This window comes from Ensifer sesbaniae (assembly GCF_013283665.1).
In the GTDB taxonomy this organism is placed as follows: Bacteria; Pseudomonadota; Alphaproteobacteria; order Rhizobiales; family Rhizobiaceae; genus Ensifer; species Ensifer sesbaniae.
This window is the reverse complement of the sequence record NZ_JABEKU010000004.1, coordinates 177,372-194,031: the sequence shown is the minus strand read 5'-3', so window position 1 is coordinate 194,031 and position 16,660 is coordinate 177,372. Positions and strand designations below refer to the sequence as shown.

At 58.7% G+C, this 16,660-nt stretch carries 14 protein-coding genes and 2 pseudogenes; 7 read left to right on the top strand and 9 right to left on the bottom strand.

Going from position 1 to position 16,660, the window contains the following annotated elements:
- Position 1: 1 nt before the first annotated feature.
- A complete protein-coding gene (locus BHMPCIPO_RS31920) occupies positions 2-787 on the top strand; it encodes a homoserine kinase (RefSeq protein ID WP_173520779.1) in 786 nt (261 codons plus the stop codon).
- A 13-nt stretch (positions 788-800) separates the two neighbouring features.
- A complete protein-coding gene (locus BHMPCIPO_RS31915; protein WP_173520778.1) occupies positions 801-1,247 on the top strand; it encodes an Lrp/AsnC family transcriptional regulator in 447 nt (148 codons plus the stop codon).
- 200 nt (positions 1,248-1,447) lie between these two features.
- On the opposite strand, the gene BHMPCIPO_RS31910 is transcribed toward BHMPCIPO_RS31915, so the two are convergent.
- From BHMPCIPO_RS31910 to BHMPCIPO_RS31895, 4 genes are all read right to left on the bottom strand, one after another.
- On the bottom strand, positions 1,448-2,077 hold the full coding sequence (locus tag BHMPCIPO_RS31910; RefSeq protein WP_173520777.1) for a glutathione S-transferase family protein: 630 nt from the start codon (positions 2,075-2,077) through the stop codon (positions 1,448-1,450).
- Between the two features lie 97 nt (positions 2,078-2,174).
- Complete coding sequence (locus BHMPCIPO_RS31905) at positions 2,175-3,638, bottom strand: L-lactate permease (RefSeq protein ID WP_173520776.1); 1,464 nt, start codon at positions 3,636-3,638, stop codon at positions 2,175-2,177.
- A 41-nt stretch (positions 3,639-3,679) separates the two neighbouring features.
- On the bottom strand, positions 3,680-4,579 hold the full coding sequence (locus BHMPCIPO_RS31900; RefSeq protein ID WP_173520775.1) for a dihydrodipicolinate synthase family protein: 900 nt from the start codon (positions 4,577-4,579) through the stop codon (positions 3,680-3,682).
- Between the two features lie 50 nt (positions 4,580-4,629).
- The gene (locus BHMPCIPO_RS31895; RefSeq protein WP_173520774.1) at positions 4,630-5,865 is read right to left on the bottom strand and encodes a trans-sulfuration enzyme family protein; all 1,236 of its coding nucleotides are present in this window, start codon (positions 5,863-5,865) and stop codon (positions 4,630-4,632) included.
- An 81-nt stretch (positions 5,866-5,946) separates the two neighbouring features.
- Between BHMPCIPO_RS31895 and pdxR the strand changes: the two genes are divergently transcribed.
- From pdxR to BHMPCIPO_RS33345, 5 genes and pseudogenes are all read left to right on the top strand, one after another.
- A complete protein-coding gene (gene pdxR, locus BHMPCIPO_RS31890; RefSeq protein ID WP_173520773.1) occupies positions 5,947-7,434 on the top strand; it encodes a MocR-like pyridoxine biosynthesis transcription factor PdxR in 1,488 nt (495 codons plus the stop codon).
- Between the two features lie 215 nt (positions 7,435-7,649).
- Positions 7,650-8,141 carry an MOSC domain-containing protein gene (locus BHMPCIPO_RS31885; RefSeq protein WP_173520772.1) on the top strand — a complete coding sequence of 164 codons (492 nt, stop codon included), beginning with the start codon at positions 7,650-7,652 and terminating at the stop codon, positions 8,139-8,141.
- A 27-nt stretch (positions 8,142-8,168) separates the two neighbouring features.
- On the top strand, positions 8,169-9,098 hold the full coding sequence (locus tag BHMPCIPO_RS31880; protein WP_312033092.1) for a PDR/VanB family oxidoreductase: 930 nt from the start codon (positions 8,169-8,171) through the stop codon (positions 9,096-9,098).
- 13 nt (positions 9,099-9,111) lie between these two features.
- On the top strand, positions 9,112-11,508 hold the full coding sequence (locus tag BHMPCIPO_RS31875; RefSeq protein ID WP_173520770.1) for a thiamine pyrophosphate-binding protein: 2,397 nt from the start codon (positions 9,112-9,114) through the stop codon (positions 11,506-11,508).
- Positions 11,509-12,171: 663 nt separating this feature from the next.
- Positions 12,172-12,359, top strand: a pseudogene (locus BHMPCIPO_RS33345) (helix-turn-helix domain-containing protein).
- A 159-nt stretch (positions 12,360-12,518) separates the two neighbouring features.
- On the opposite strand, the gene BHMPCIPO_RS31870 reads toward BHMPCIPO_RS33345, so the two are convergent.
- From BHMPCIPO_RS31870 to BHMPCIPO_RS31850, 5 genes and pseudogenes are all read right to left on the bottom strand, one after another.
- Positions 12,519-13,133: a hypothetical protein gene (locus BHMPCIPO_RS31870; RefSeq protein ID WP_173520769.1), complete on the bottom strand. Its 615-nt coding sequence runs from the start codon at positions 13,131-13,133 to the stop codon at positions 12,519-12,521.
- A 248-nt stretch (positions 13,134-13,381) separates the two neighbouring features.
- Positions 13,382-13,838 (bottom strand): annotated as a pseudogene (locus tag BHMPCIPO_RS31865) (transposase).
- 379 nt (positions 13,839-14,217) lie between these two features.
- Positions 14,218-14,385: a transposase gene (locus BHMPCIPO_RS31860; RefSeq protein WP_312033091.1), complete on the bottom strand. Its 168-nt coding sequence runs from the start codon at positions 14,383-14,385 to the stop codon at positions 14,218-14,220.
- A gap of 116 nt (positions 14,386-14,501) precedes the next feature.
- Entirely contained in the window at positions 14,502-15,179 is a 678-nt protein-coding gene (locus BHMPCIPO_RS31855; protein ID WP_312033090.1) for a 4'-phosphopantetheinyl transferase family protein, read from the bottom strand.
- 119 nt (positions 15,180-15,298) lie between these two features.
- A complete protein-coding gene (locus tag BHMPCIPO_RS31850; RefSeq protein ID WP_312033089.1) occupies positions 15,299-16,651 on the bottom strand; it encodes an MATE family efflux transporter in 1,353 nt (450 codons plus the stop codon).
- Positions 16,652-16,660 lie beyond the last annotated feature (9 nt).

The following is a 16,660-nucleotide window of genomic DNA, read 5'->3' as shown; positions in this document are numbered from 1 at the left end:
CATGGCGGTATTTACCGAACTGTCTGACGAAGACCGCCACGCGATCGTGGAAGCTTACGGCTTGACAGGTTTGTCCTCCGTGATCGGCATCGCCGACGGCGATCGTGAAACGACCTATCTGTTCAGGTCTGCCGAAGGGGAGTTCATCGTGACCCTGTTTGAAAACGGGGCTGAGCCGCTTGATCTCGAACGCGCTTTCACGACGATGGAAACGCTGCATCGGGCGGGCGTCCCCTGCCCCGAACCCAGGCGCACTGTCGACGGCAATGCCACGTTTCAGGCTGCGGGTCGGCTCGTAGCCATCGTAAGCTTCGTGTCAGGATCATCGACGAGTGACCCGTCGCCAGCCAAATGTGCGAGTGTGGGCCGCGTTATGGGCCAGATACACAGGAGCTTGCAGGGTGGGCTCAACCGCCAGCCCGACTTACCATCAGGCCCCATACATGGTGCATTGGTCTTTGCGAATGTCTTTTTTCTTGGCGAGGAAGTCAGCGGTGTCATCAATTTCAGGCTTCGCCATGATGACGCCCTCATCACTGAGATAGCCGACGTTCTCGTTGACTGGACAGGCGGGCTCGACGGCGGTTTGGACCGGCGCAAAGCCCATGCGCTCTTGAGCGGTTATCAAACCATCAGAAAGCTTTCGGGAGCAGAAAAAGCAGCTCTGCCTGCGTTTGTTCTTGCCTCAACAGCCAAGCGCGCCGCTGCGGGCGCGCGAATGACTTCGGCCCCTGAGTGCGCCCTTGTTGCCTATCATTCGGTCACGCCAGATATCTTCGACCAATAGAGGCGGCAACGGGATGAAATATCTTCTGGATCGAATAGATGAACTGGTACTTGCCGAACTTAAAAACAACGCCCGCATTTCGCACGCGGAATTGTCGGCAAAGGTGAATCTGTCCCGAAACGCCGTGCGGGTGCGCATCGAACGGCTCGAACGAGAAGGTTTCATCAAAGGTTACACGATCGTTACCGGTGAAGGCGGAAACGCTCAACAGGTCACCACCGCACTCATGTTCGTTTATCGCCATGACCGCATGCGAGGCGGTGACGTCGTCAACGTTCTGCGTAGAATCCCGGAGGTTGTCGCCTGTGACGTGATGACCGGCGATTTCGACCTGGTGGTCAGAGTCGAGTCTTTGCAACCGGACCGTATTCGCCAGATCTGGCAGCAAATATCCGAGCTCCCAGGCGTACGTGACACACTGACCGCGTTCGCCCTTTCTTCCATCGTTCGAAAGGCCTGACCGGACCCAACAAGGGCAGGTTGATTTCTGTCTCAAGCGAGTAGAAAGCCCACCAACAAGAAATCAGGAACTGGATCGCAACTAACCTCGCCACCAGGGGGATCGAGGTCGCGAGCGGTAGTTCAAGCCATAGGGTTGCGTCAGGCTTCGCAGAGGCCTTAGCCTCGGCAGGCGAGCTGCGCCTCGATCGGGACGGTGCGCTATAGGGATGTTGAACCAGGCATCAGATCATATGGGTGCCGCCATCCCGACAAGTTTCGGATCCTGTCCTTCCACTTTGCGATGTGGGAAAACTCACTCTCGGGCATGCCGGTCTCCTCCGGCATATAGACGTAGCCCGCAAGTGAAAGGTCCGCAATTGTGGGACGCCCGGCCACAAGGAACGGTGTTTTTCGCAAGTGGTCGTCTACGATGCGGTATGCGGCGATCGCGCGCTCCCTTAAGAAGGCCGTCACGGGCGTCTCTCCGGTCTGCTTGATGCCATAAAGAAAGCGTAAGGTGGCATAATAGCTCGTAAATTTGTGGTTATCGAACAACATCCACCGCCAGATCTCCTGACGCTCCTCGGGATTGTTGGGACCGAATTTGCCGGTCGTTTCGGCCAGATAGTCGAGAATGAGCGCTGACTGGCTCAGCTTTGTCCCTTTGTGCTCGAGAACCGGTACTTCTCCCACTTCGTTAACCTCCTGCCGCCATTGCTCTTGGTGCGTTTGCCCACCGAAGTAGTCGACGAAAACCGGCTCCCAATCTTCTTCCGCCAGAGCGAGGAACAATGCGACTTTGTACGAGTTGCCCGACATTGCGAAGCAATGCAGCTTGAATTCTGACATACGGATCTCCTTGACTAGATTTTCAATTGGCCGTCTTGTCGCCTTCGCTGCCTTCGAAGTTGGGCTGCGCCCGCGAACAAGGGGACAGGCTCTCCCACTAAAGCACACGATGAGTGATCATCAGCGAGCCCATCAGCAACACGGCGACGACCGCGGCCGCAAACGGCAACATGGCGCGGTAGATTGCTCCCTCCCGGCCGCGGAACCCTGTTAGGCTGCAAACGATTGACATCCGAACTGGCGAGATCAGGTTGAGCGCCAGAGCGGCCGTGTGTTGCAAGGCGATCACTGCTGCGACATTGAGGCCCGCTTCTCTCGCAAGACTGACCTGAGAAGCCATGAACAGACCGTTTGCAGCGTTACCACTGTTTGCAAGTGCTCCGAACATTGCCGAAATGAGGGCGAGACATGTTATCGCGCCTCTGCCGAACGTGGAATTCATACCCTCTCCCAATGCCGCAGCGATCCCGGAGCTTGAGATCAGCTCCGCCATCATGGAAAAGATCATGATGGCGAGAACCGCAAGCCGACCGGTTTTCCAGGCTGCCGCCACTTGCGCTCCCAAGCTGGAAACATGGCCGTAGGAGAAGGCGCTCAGAACGGCACCTACCCCCAACCAAGTGCCGGCATGGAAGAGCGGCGACCAGGCCGGCGCTCCGACGAAAGGCTCCAGCCGCCCTGCTTGCTGCAAGAGTTCGTTCAGGGGCGAGAGCAGGCGACTGACCAGGAGCCATCCGATAAGAATGGCAAAGGGCGCCATCCTGCTGATAGCGCAGAGCAGTTGCTGAGAGTCGGGTCGCTCGTCGACAAGATATCGCAATACGATAATCGGTCCGTAGGCGCAGAGCATGGCGACTTCAGGACCCAAAGCTTGCGTTGCAGCAATGAGCAGCAGGATGCTTCCGCCGAGCCACATAATTTCGCTGAGATGCTCGCGGAATGAGGCCACGACGCCTGCTCTTTCAGCCATCCGCCAGTAGAGCGGCAACCAGAGCGCATTCAGGGCGATTTGGAAGAAGCTGGCGTTGACAGCAAGCGCGGTCGGATCGGTTCGCGAGAAGGCACCGGCGACAATTGTGCCATTGCCCATGCCGCCCCACAGAATCATCGTCTGGCTCAGCAGGCTGAGGGCCATCAGATAGACCGGTTGCAGGTCGAGCCTGCGCAGCAACAGCATCGTCCCGACGATCCCGACACCGAAGCCGGTTGCGGATTCGGAAAACGGGCCGATCAGGAAGCATGCTGCAAACAGTAAACGCCGCCTGGCCTGCATGTTGGGCTGCAGGCTTTCCACCGGCATCGCGGCATCTCCTGGCCGAATTGCCATCTGCCAGAACAACAGCCCGCCCAATATATAGGGCACGACAATCCAGCCGATCCATGCTCCGCGCAAAAGCGCGCTGGCCCCATCGTACAGCTGGAACTCGCCGGGCGCAGTGCTCAATGCAACGACTATGGCCACCACCAATCCGATGATCGCAGCAATAAGTGTGGAGGCGCGACCGCTTGCAAGCAGGGCGATGACGATGAGCGCAGGCAATGCCCAGACGATATAAAGCAATGCTCTCTTGATCCTCCGGCGGCGCCAAACCGTGCTTTGCCTCAGGCAAGATCCTGCTCAAGCAAGGTCAGGCCGTGAGCGACCTTCTCCTTCGCCGACGGAGGCAGGGGGAGAATGGGACGAGGCGGTTCGGCCCGGCAGACGCCGAGCAGATCGGCCATGGTGTAGACTGTCCGAAGACTGGAGAACTGTTTGAATATCTCCCAGATGGGGGCAAGACCCGCATCCAGGCGGCGTGCCTCTTCAACATTGCCGCTCTGTGCTGCTCTGACGATGCGCAGGCAGACGTCCGGAAGGATGCCGGCGAGAACGCTATACCAGGTATCGGCTCCGCAGATCATGGCCTCGGCGGCATTCCAATCCCCGCTGTAACCGATCGAGAAGCCGTTGGGCGTCGTGGCTCTCTGCTGCGCCAGATGCCCCGCGATCTCTTCGGATTTTTCCGTCGGGTTCTTGATCGCTACCATGCCAGGCACTTGAGCCAAGCGCTCCACCAGGTAAGCGGTGAAGCGAAAATGGGTGGTCCCCGGATTGTCGTAAATCACAATCGGAAGGCCGCTGTCGCGAGTAACGGTGGAGAAGTGCTCGAAAACCTCATCCTGCGTGAGTGGCGCATACGAAACAGCGGCCAGCAGGCCCGCGGCGGCGCCTGCGGCTTTCGCGTCCTGCGCCAGCCTGACCGCCTCATCCGTCCGCATGGCCCCGACGCCCACCACGACCGGTATGCTCCCGTTGGCTTCCTCGATGGTCGCGTCCAAAGCACGTCGCCGCTCTTCCCGGGACAGATACATGTAGGTTCCGGTGCTGCCGAGAAGGCCGATGGAATCGACGCCTGCGGTGCAAAGCCTCGCCACAAGCCTTTTGAGTGCGGCAGTGTCGACGCGGCCGTCTCTGTCACTTGGCGTGATGGGAAATGCGGAAAGCCCGCTCAGGAAGGCCATTTGATACTCCGAGTCCGGTGTTTCTGTATCCGCAATCGTCGATAGGGGCGTCACAAGGCCCGGAGTGCCTGGTGTATGTCGCCAATCAAATCATTCACGTCTTCAAGTCCGACCGACAGCCGGATGAGGTCGTCTCCAACGCCCGAGACCATGTGGGCGTCTTTCCTGATCGATTGCCGCGCCCGTGTGATGCTAGCCGGATGATAGATCAGGCTGTCCGTGTCGCCGAGGCTCACCGCGCGTGTCATCAGTTGCAGGCGGTCAAGCATGATTCTGGCGCCATCGAAACCGGCATGAAGTCCAAAGGCCAGCATGCCGGACCCTTGCGCCATTTGCTTGCGCGCGACGGCGTGATCGGGATGCGAATCCAGGTAGGGATAGCTCACCCAAGACACGGCGGGATGCGCTTCGAGCATTCGGGCGATCGCCAGAGCCGAGGCGCTGTGTCGCTCCATTCGAAGCGACAGCGTCTTCAGGCCGCGCATGATCAGGAAGGCCGAGTGCGGGGCCAAGGTCGCGCCGGTAATGTAGCGCAGGCCCGTTTCGTGCAAGAGGTGAAGCGTTTCCGCGTCGCCGAGCAGCGCGCCACCTAACGTATCGCCGTGCCCATTGATGTATTTCGTGAGCGAGTGCAGGACGATATCGGCGCCATGTTCGATCGGCCGCTGAAGTGCGGGAGAAGCAAAGGTACTGTCGACGGCGACTTTCACCCCATGCGCGTGAGCGCGCTTAACGATCGCCTCGATCTCGAGAATGCTACTCAACGGGTTAACGGGTGTCTCGAAATAAACGAGCTTGGTCTTTTTCGTGATCGCCGCTTCGAGGTTTGATGGCTCGGACAGATCCACGGGAACGACCTTGATGCCGAAGCGAGGCAGACCGTGCTCCACCATCGCGACGGTATTGGAATAGAGCGTCTTGTGGACCACGAGCTCATCGCCCTGCGACAGCAACGAGAGAATCAGCGTGCCGAAGGCAGCCATCCCGGTCGATACCACGAGGCCCGCTTCAGCCCCTTCCAGATTCGCGAGTCTCTGCTCTAGGATCTCTGTGGTCGGGTTATATTCACGCGCATAAAGTCTGCCGCCGAGCGCTGCTGCGGCGTCATTGGCCTCGACGCTCTCGAAGCCGTAGGTCGAGGTCAGGAAGACTGGCGGCTGGACTGCCCGTTTGAAGTCCACCGGGCTGAACGCATGATGAATGGCGCGCGTGTCGAAGCCGAAGCTTGCCGCGTGAAAGTGGTCAGATTGTTTCTGACGTTTGTCATGCTCGCTGCCGCCTGTCATAGCTGGATCGTATCCTCTTTGCTTTGGCCCAGACTGGCATCATACTGGCCGGCATGAAACATCCAGTTTGGCAGAAAGAATATGGTCCAGTCGGGAAACCAAGCGGCGGCAGTACACGCCCCGAGGATGGGCGCACGCAGGATTTACGAGGCGCTCAAGAGTCAGATCCTTAGCCGTGTCTATGAAGCGGGAAGTCAACTGCCATCCTCACGCAGCCTGGCAAATGAACTGCATGTCTCGCGAACGACGGTCACGGTTGCCTATGAACAGCTTGCCGCTGAAGGCTTCGTGGAACTGCGCCAGGGCGCGCGCCCGCGGGTGTCAGCGCTGCAACTGGAACAACGCCCACCAGAAACAACGGCTGCGCGGGAGGCGTGTGGGCCGCTCTCGGCTTACGGCGAAAGACTTCGCGCGCTTCCACCGTGGCTCGACTACCTGTCCAATACCCTGTCGGTCGATTTTCGGTACGGCGATCTTGCCCCATCCGATTTTCCAGCGCTGGCGTGGAAGCGCGCTGTTAATTCAGTGATTGCTCAAAGACCGGGACGGCTGGCCTATGAGGACCCGCGAGGATCCCGGCGCCTGCGGCAAGCCCTTCAGGGTTATCTTTGGCGGGCACGGACATTGCAATGCGATCTGGAGCAAATCATCGTCGTCAACGGCTCCCAGCAGGGCCTGGACCTCTGCGCGCGGATCCTTCTAGACGCGGGAAGCTCCTTCGTGATGGAGAATCCCGGCTACCGGATGGCCCGCCAGATCTTCTCAAGTACCGGAGCCTCCGCCGTGGCTGTGGATGTGGACACGGACGGCTTGAAGACCCCGGATTTGTCAGGAATCGATGCCCGGATGGCCTATGTAACCCCCTCCCATCAGTTTCCCTTAGGCGGTGTCATGCCGATTAGCCGTCGCCACCAGCTTCTCGACTGGGCCAGAGATCATGACGCCTACGTGGTCGAGGACGACTACGACAGCGAGTACCGGTACGACATCAGCCCGGTTCCGCCGCTCCAGAGTTTGGTGAACGGGTGTAACGTCATTTATCTGGGCACTGTTTCGAAGACACTGTCGCCGATGATGCGCATCGGCTACCTCGTGGTGGCAAAGCAATTGCAGGAGGTATTCGCAACCGCCAAGCAATTGATCGACCGGCATACACCCATGACCGAGCAGGAAGCTCTTGCCTCCCTTATCGAAACCGGCGCCTATGAGAGCCATGTGCGTCGCGTCAGACGACTGAATAGGGAGCGCCGTGAGACATTATTGAGCGCTCTTGAGACTGCATTCGGCGACCGCGTCACGGTCGAGGGTGCCGATGCCGGATTGCATGTCGTCGTCTGGTTCAATGAGCTGCCGGGATCAGCTGAGATCGCCCTGATGGATGCCGCTCGCCAACGCGGCGTCGGCCTCTACGGTATTTCACCGCTCTACTATTCTGCACCAGGGGCAACTGAGGCGCCACGAGAGCGGCTCGGATTGGTGATGGGCTATTCCGCGTTGACACCGAGGCAGATCGAGAAGGGCATTCAACTTGTCGTTTCGGCCGTCGATGCGGTGAAGGGTGCGGGCTGACAGCAAGACCCGGCTCGCCGAGCATTTCATTGCATCCTCTCGTGGCAAGCCTCTCACGTTCGCCGAACTGGACTAGGAACATGCTGGTAAACTGGCACTGTTGACGAAGCCAGTTTCACGGCAGATTTCCCCATCAGCCGGGACTGGTGAGACATGCAGGCCACCGGCGCGGAGATCCATGTCGATCAAAGGCAAGGCATTGCGGGAGCCGATACATGACTTGGCAGGGGAGTCTGCTCCACATTCACATTGCGCCGGCCGCTTCCTACGAAATGGAAGAACTCGCCGAGGCGCAACTCATCGCTGGCCGCGGCCTTGCGGGCGACCGCTATTATCTCGGGACTGGGACTTATTCGCCCAAGCCTGACGTCCGTGAAGTCACGCTGATCGAGGTCGAGGTACTCGAGGCGATTGCCAAGGGAGAGCCGAAGATTCCCGGGTTCAAGGGCACGCTCAAACCCGAAGATCACAGGCGCAACCTGACGACCCGTGGCGTTCCGCTCAATCATCTGGTCGGCAAGCGCTTCCGGGTCGGCGAAACGGTTTTGCGGGCGGCACGGATGAACTTTCCCTGCAAATACATCGAGGAGCTTCTCGGCATGTCGGGCCTCTACGAAGGACTGCTGAACCGTTCCGGTCTCAACTGTTCGATCGAGGTCGGTGGTATCATCCGCCCTGGCGACCCGATCCTGCCAATGGACGAGTGACGCGACATGGGATCTCCACGTATCATCATGAAACTGATTGTTGCCGGCGTCCACGACGAGCCGGGCGACGTCCGCGTGATCGAGCTGAGGCACCCACGCAAGCCTCTTCTGCCGCGCTTTGAACCAGGATCGCATGTCGACGTCCACCTCCCCGACGGGAAGGTACGCCAATACTCGCTCTGCGGTGACCCGGAAGATCTCAGCCGCTACACGATAGCGGTGAAGCGCGAAACCGGTGGCCGGGGCGGCTCGGCATGGATCCACGATACTATTGCACCAGGCGCCGAGCTGCCCGTATCCGCCCCGCGCAATCATTTCCCGCTCAGGGAGTGTGACGGGCCGGTCCTTTTGCTGGCAGGAGGCATAGGGATCACACCTATCCTTGCAATGGCGCGGGCTCTCTGTCGGCAGCGCAAGACTTTTGAGCTCCATTATTTTTCGCGGAGCCGAAGCCTGGCACCGTTGCTGGGAACTTTGGAGAAGATCATCGGCTCCGAAAGCCTGAGGCTCCACTTCGACGATCAAGTCGAAACCCGGCAGGACATTGATAGCCTGTTGTTGGCGCGGCCCCGTGGTGCGCAGCTCTATTACTGCGGGCCTCCCGGCTTCATGGCAGCCGTTGCCCAGGCTTCAGGACACTGGCCGGATGGCACGGTCCATTTCGAAGCCTTTCAGCCGCCGGCCCGGGATGATGCTCCACCCGAACCGTTTACGATTGTGCTTCGTAACGGGACGGTTGTTCCGGTACCTGCAGACGAATCAGCGCTATCGGCCATTCGCGCCGCCGGCGTGTTGCTGATGGCGTCCTGCGAGAACGGCGTCTGCGGAACCTGCGAGTGCGGGTATTTGGCAGGACAGCCAATCCATCGCGATGCAGTGCTTTCAAACGACGCGCGTGACCGTCGGTTTATCCCGTGCGTATCACGCGCGACGGGCGTTCTGAAACTCGACTTGTAAAAGAGGGGGAGTGATGAACTCCAAGATCAGCTATCTGAACGAAATTGAACGCTGCGTTTCCTGGCTTGCCGCTTGGACGATCCATCACGCCAACCATATCCGCGAAGCGGACGAGGTGAAGGTTGGCGGGCACCAGGCTTCGTCAGCGTCGCTCAGCACCATCATGACCGCGCTCTACTGCTCGGCGCTTCGTCCCCAGGATCGGGTCGCGGTCAAACCCCATGCAGCACCGATATTCCATGCTCTCCAATATCTGGCAGGTAACCAGACCCGCGAGAAGCTCGAAAACTTTCGAGGTTTCAAGGGCGCACAGAGCTATCCGTCACGGACCAAGGATGTCGATGACGTCGACTTCTCGACCGGCTCGGTCGGTCTCGGCGTGGCGCAGACGCTGTTTTCTTCATTGGTCCAGGACTATGTCTCGGCACATGGATGGATGAACGATCGGCCTGAAGGGCGAATGGTCAGCTTGATCGGCGATGCCGAGATGGACGAAGGCAATATCTATGAGGCCCTGATTGAGGGTTGGAAACATGGCCTGAGAAACTGCTGGTGGGTCGTCGACTACAATCGTCAATCGCTGGACGCGGTCGTTCGCGAAGGCCTCTGGGAGCGGTTTGAACAGATATTCAGAAACTTCGGCTGGGACGTCGTGATCCTGCGCCACGGCTCTTTGCAAGAGGCTGCCTTTGCCGAGCCGGGCGGGGACAAGCTGCGGCAGTGGATCGAGACGTGTCCGAACCAGCTCTATTCCGCCCTAACCTTCCAGGGTGGCGCGGCATGGCGAAAGCGGCTGCTGGATGAGATCGGTGATCAGGGGCCTGTGACTGCCTTGATAGAGCGACGTTCGGATGAGCAGCTGCAAGCGCTCATGGGCAATCTGGGAGGACATGATCTGCCGAGCCTGCTCGAAGCCTTTGATCAAGCTTCGCAGCACGACCGTCCGGTCTGCTTCATCTGCTATACGATCAAGGGTTATGGCTTGCCGTTAGCGGGCCACAAGGATAATCACGCCGGTCAGATGACCCCCAACCAGATGGAGGGCTTCCGCCAGCAGATGGGGGTGAAGCCCGGCCAGGAATGGGAGAAATGGGCTGCGGCTACCATGCCGGCTGGTGAGCTCGATGCGTTCGTCGCTCGGGCGCCGTTCTTCAGCAAGGGCCGCCGCAGACTTTCCGCACCGGCAATCCCCGTCCCACCTACCCTTTCCTCGCCCGGTCAGCCAGGCAAGCTGCTGTCGACCCAGATGGGTTTTGGACAAATTCTGAACGACATCGCGCGTGCTGACACACCGCTTGCAGAGCGTATTGTCACGACCTCGCCGGACGTGACAGTGTCGACCAATCTCGGCGCTTGGGTCAATCGCCGGGGTCTCTTCGCCCGCGAAAGCATGGCCGACATCTTCAAGGCGGAACGGATTCCGTCGACCTACAGCTGGGAGTTCGGTCCGAAGGGTCAACATCTCGAACTGGGGATCGCTGAGTCCAATTTGATGATCATGCTCGGTGCACTGGGTCTTTCGCATTCGATCAACGGCGCTCGGCTCCTGCCCATCGGCACCGTCTATGATCCGTTCATCTACCGCTCGGCCGACCAGTTGAACTACGCCTGTTACCAGGATGCACGTTTCCTGCTGGTTGCAACTCCGTCCGGCGTGACGCTAGCTCCGGAAGGCGGCGCGCACCAGTCGATTGGTACGCCATTGATCGGTATGGCGCAGGACGGGCTGTGCTCGTTCGAGCCTGCCTTCGTCGACGAGCTTTCGGTCATCATGCGCTTCGCCTTCGACTACATGCAGCGCGACGGCGAAGGTGACCCCGATGAGGCGACATGGTTGCGCGATCAGACGGGCGGATCTGTCTATCTCCGCCTCTCGACACGCCCGCTGGAGCAGCCAGCACGCCAGATGGCGCCTGACCTGGAGCAAGACATCATCAATGGGGCCTACTGGCTGCGCCGGCCCGGACCGAATGCCAGCGTGATCATCGCCTATCAGGGTGTCGTTGCGCCAGAGGCGATCGCGGCAACGGGTCTGCTCGCCGAAGATCGACGGGATGTGGGCTTGCTGGCGATCACGTCAGCAGATCGACTTAACGCTGGCTGGCAGGCTGCTGAAAGGGCCCGGCAGCGCGGAGCGGCCGGGGCCATGAGCCACATCGAACGCCTGTTAGCGCCGGTGTCAAGCGATTGCGGGATCGTCACAGTCATCGACGGACATCCAGCAACGCTCTCCTGGCTTGGCGGCGTCTATGGCCACCGTGTGAAGTCACTGGGTGTCGAACACTTCGGGCAGACCGGCACGATTGCCGATCTATATAGGCATTATGGTCTGGATACCAATGCTATCATGCATGCGGCTCAAGCTGTAAGCCACGGACGGACCGTTCGCTATCTCCAAGCGCTCTTATGAGACCGGAACCTCGGACGTTGCGGAATGGCACCTCCGCAACGATCCTGGGTTTCACATCATGTGTGGCCGGCTGCTTGGTCGTGAGAACCTGCAGCGTAGTCTCCCTAAGGAAGCGCCACAAGCTGTTGCTGTCCACCATCCTGGAGCGGTATCGCGCAACTGGCGCTGGCGCAGATCGCGACGAGCATTGGCTTCACTCGCGGCCGGGCACCCTGCTTGGAACGCAGGGACGAGGTGCCGAGATGAGCGAGGAGCAAGGCGCGACCAGACACGAGACGACGCTGTGCGCGCATTGCAAGATCCGGGCAGAAGTAGGGTGGCTTACGTTTTCTGTCGGCAGACCGCGCCGAAGTGTCTTTGTTTCGTGCCTCTCCGGAAGCGGCCATGAGCCACAGCCGCCACTTAGAACCGAATGCTGGAACTGACTAATGGAGGCCGGATATGCGTCCCGATTAAATGTCCGACGCTGTAGCAGATTCCTTGTAACGCGATTTTTCGGGCCGATATTGCGGTGCAACATCATTGATCTGGTCAGGTCGACATATCGAGGGCTGCAGGCTCCCTTTAACGAGAAAAAGCGAGCGCTCGTGAAGCATTATCGAAGAAGTCATTTCATGAGCTACAAGCAACTTCGACGTTGCCAAGTGTCGGGGCCGCGTCGATATGGGCGGCGCTGTCAAGCATTGTCGCGAGGCAATCGGATATATAGTGTCGAGAACCTCTCCTTGACCTGCGGTCTCACCGGCGCCGAAATTACAAGGATCGAACTGGGTGCCGATGTCGACCCCGCCAGGCTCCCGCGGATCGCCGCTGCACTCCAAGTGCCAATCTCCACGTTCGGCCTCGGTTAGTAGTGTCGGGTTCTCGCTTCCTTCAGACAGGATCCCTTCAATAAGTGCTAAGCCGCAAAACCGGCAGGTGACATCGAGGTAGCGCAGCCTGTGCTCGGCTATCCGCGGAACTCGCGCCTCAGCGGGTTTCTTGGCCCGGACGCCGGTGGTCGCGACTCGCTATTCGGCAGTAAAGCGTGCAAGCATCTTCTTGAGCCAAAGGTTCTGTTCACGAAGCCGTTCAGCCAGCAACCTCTTGAGGCGCTTGTTGTCTGTGTCCAGCGCGGCAAGCTCGTCGAGGGAGATCGGATTGTCGACAGTCCCGGTCTGCGCCTGTCGATCCTCGTGCCCAACGTTCGAGTTGAGCGCGATCGTCTGGACGGGTGCGCGCTTGGCGCGCTTTCGAGAAGTGTCGGTTGATGTCGTTCGACGCTGCGATGCCGTTTGGATGATCTTCTCTACTTGCACAGCCGCTTCGACCGGATGGTCGGCCTCGTGGTACTTCGAGATTTCGACCTCCGCGCCGTTGGCAAATGGTATCGCTGCTAGTGCAACGTTGACATCGTCGGCACGTTCATTGACAGGCTCTGTATTGATCGGGTCAGCCGGCCCAGTATCACCCGAGTCCGGTGTTCCAGGTCCTTCATTTGAATTGAACAGATGCGACGCTGAATCTTCCGCTTCGCGGGCCAAAGCCTTGAGATCTGTGTCTCCCCAGATTGAGTTCGTCTGGGGTTTTGGCTGTCGTCGCCGCGACTTGAATTCAACAACGAATCTCCGTTGTGGTATCTTCATCTACTTTCGATCCCAAGCAAACGTCAAACATGCAACGTCGATTGGCGCCGCTGCATTCCTGCAGGCGCACCAATACAGCCCTTCCTCGCGCGCTTCAACTGCTCGTCGTCCTCGCAGCTGGCGCGCCTTTCACCGGCAACAGCAGAGCTTCGTTTGCCGCGGCAACGCCAGATGGGGGAGCAATATAAGCTTCGGGCGCAACACGGATGACGCCGAAGAAACATCGCCCGGCGCATTCCCGGTCACAGTTAGCCCAGGCCGAGCCTCTTGCGCAGCTCGGCATTTTCTGCTCGCAGCTTCTCCGCCAGTAGCTTGCGGAGCCTCTGGTTTTCCTCTTCGAGCTGGACAAGATCTGCCAGTTCATCGCCGGCCGGCAGGGGCTTGGTGCTCTTGGTGCCCTTTTGCTCGGCAGGCTTCGCGGCACCTTTCCAATGATAGTAGGTTTGCTCTGATATGCCGGTGCTCTTGATAGCGTCCTTGAGCGTGCTGCCTTCGCTGACTTGCGTCTCGATCAGCTTGAGCTTATCGCTCTTCTCTTGCTCGGTATACCCCCTGCGTTTAGCGGCCGGCTTCTCTGATTGAGCTGGTTCGGAAGCCGCCTTCTGAGGCCGTGGCGACCTCCGCTTCTTAGCCGTTGGTGGTTTCACTTCTGCGTCCGTCGTTACGGCCGCAGTACCTAGTCCCGCATTTACTCTCATCAGCCATCAGCAATTCCCTCCTCTAGCCATCGCCTGTTTTCGGCTGAGTGCTCCACAGAGTCAACACATCCATGATAGTCCTGCTTTACGGATAGTTGATGTTTGGGTCGCGCCTGGGAGCCTGAGATCGACCGTGAAAGGCTCCCAGCTTTCACCTGAATAAATGATCCCTGCTCACCACTATCCCAAATTTAGGATCGGGGCGACCCTTCGCGCGAGCGCGAACGGTGTTGCAGTATGATGCCGCAGGGCATTGCCTTAATGCGCTCGTCACGGCAAAAGCGATGTCATGCTTCAATTGCTTGGCCAGATCTACTTCTTATTTTCGATCGACGCGCTCATGCCGCGGAACTCCGCCGGTTGAACGGCCTCTCTGATGTCCGCTGTCAACGCTGTAGACACGCCGAATCTCTCGTTCGCCGTCGAGCAACCGCCGAAATGTTTGCTCCCGGCCTCGACGCCTCCTCGACCGCAAAGGCCTTGAACTCTTCTGACCAAAAACGCCGCAACAGACGAGGTGAAACCTCAACGCGTTTCGGCGCAGCCTCAATCACAGGGATGTTTCCTGGCTAAAGGCGCAGACATAAATGCTCACACTCTGTGAAATCGTCAGCGCTCCATAAGGCGCCAATCGCACGTAATCGGAAAACGCCAAGTTCCGGCGTCGAGGCTAACGCTGCCCCGCAATGAATACTGCAGTTAGTATCAGTCCATTTGCGATGCTGAAGCGGCCGCGGAGCTCCCACGCACCATTGCGGGTCGGCATAAGCGTGTTCGGAAGCTGAGCAACAAACGTCCCGCCGTCCGGAATGAAAGTTACCACCGCGTCCTCGAATCCCAACCATTCACGCGTGAGCGGAAACCAAGCCTTGAAGATGCTCTCCTTAGCACTGAAGAGCAAGCGGCCCCAATTCAAGCGCCGTGGTGCGTTGGTCAGCCACTTTCGTTCCTCGTTAACCGAAACGAGCTCCAACACGCCCGGCGGCAATTCCTCGTCGACTTCTGCATCGATTCCAAGCGTAACGTAGTCCTCCTGCAAGGCCACAGCGGCCGCACAGAATCCAGGACAATGTGTTATGCTGCCGACTATGCCAGACGGCCACAGTGGCTCCCGGTCAGGTCCACTTGGGATGGCGCACGGAGGAAAGCCAAGCTTGGACAATGCCGATCTGGCACAGGCCCGCCCGATGGAGAATTCACGCCTTCTGCTTTCGATCGCCCGGGCCACGGCACTCTCTTCCTCGGCCATCACTTTGGTGCCTTCACTTGTTCGAGAGGTGTGCACGGCTATATTTGATGGAAGCAGCGTCCTTATCACCGAGATTTCCTCTCGCTTGAGCACAAGCACTATCGATTACCTCATTGAAAGTCATGCTCCCGGCTGACCGCGTTCGCGGCCATGCCGATTTCAAGAGGTTTGAGCATTGGCAGCCAAGAGTAAGCACGACCTCTCGATTGCATTCCGCTTTAGCGATGCGCGAGCATTCCGTTGAGATTGTTGAACTGCTTAACCGCTACAACTACGGCAAGCAGTCCTGCCACCAGCTCAGCAGCAGCCTGGCTGACCAATAATCCCGTGAATCCCCAAAAACGTGGAAATAGTAATATCGCTGGCACGAAGAGATATCCTTGCCTCGCGAAGGAAACGACCGCACTCAGGCGTGCTCTCCCGAACGACTGAAGCATGGTTATTACCACGTATTGGACGCCAAACAGCCCGAAAAAGAGATGGAACATAATACAGGTGGAGACCGCGATTTGGGTCACATCCTCGCTGTCGCTGAACAGGCAGACGATTGGCCGGGCGAAAATCACCACCACGGTAGAAAAGCTGACTGAAAAGGCGCAGACTGTGGAAAGCATGAAACTCGCCGCCTTCTGCACACGAGCGAAATCCTGTGCTCCCCAACTGAAACCAAGAACCGCCTGTGAGCCGATACAAAAGCCAACGACCGGAAGTGTTCCGATTGTTAGCAATCGTGCGGCTATACCAACAGCCGCAATGGAATTGTCACCGAACGTAGCAGCAGCCCTATACAGGAGCATGAATGAAGCCGCACTCAATATACCGGTGATTGTCGCTGGGGCTCCAACGGCAGCGATCTGCCTTATTCGGTCGCCACTAAAAGTGATATAGGAAGCTCTGAAACGGACGATCCCATGTTGCTTCACGAAATATATGACGTACATGCTGGTGGCGACGATCTGAGACAACAAGGTTGCCAGCGCCGCGCCGCGAACCCCCAGATCCAGCGTGAAGATTAGAATCGGATCGAACAAGGCATTCAACGTAAAAGCCGTAATCATGGTCCACATGCTGAATTGGGTGTTACCTTCAGCCCTTACGATGGATCCATTGACCATGTTCAACAGGATGAGGGTGTAGCCAACTAGGAGCGTCGATGCATAGTCGAGCGCGGCTGGCATGACCGTCGGACTGGCGCCGAGCAACGCGAGAGCATCGCGCAAACTGAAAATGAGGGTGACAGTAAGCGCCACTCCGATCGGAGTTGCGATAGCGAGTGCCAAGCTCGCACCCCGACTCGCCTCCAATGAGTTGTCAGCGCCAAGATTGCGGGACACGAATGATGCTGTACCGGCCCCGATGCCCTGCCCCACCGCGGACAGCAGCACCACGAACGGCAAAGCAATGCTGACGGCGGCGATTGCCTGTGGTCCAAGCTTTCCGACAAAGATTGCATTCACGCCCTGTTGAAGCCCATTGATCGACAACCCGATAATCGAGGGAATGGCGAGGCGCATGATAAGACGGGAAGCCTTGCCGTCCGCCAAACCGATGTGCTCTGCCGGCGATGCCATGCGTACGTC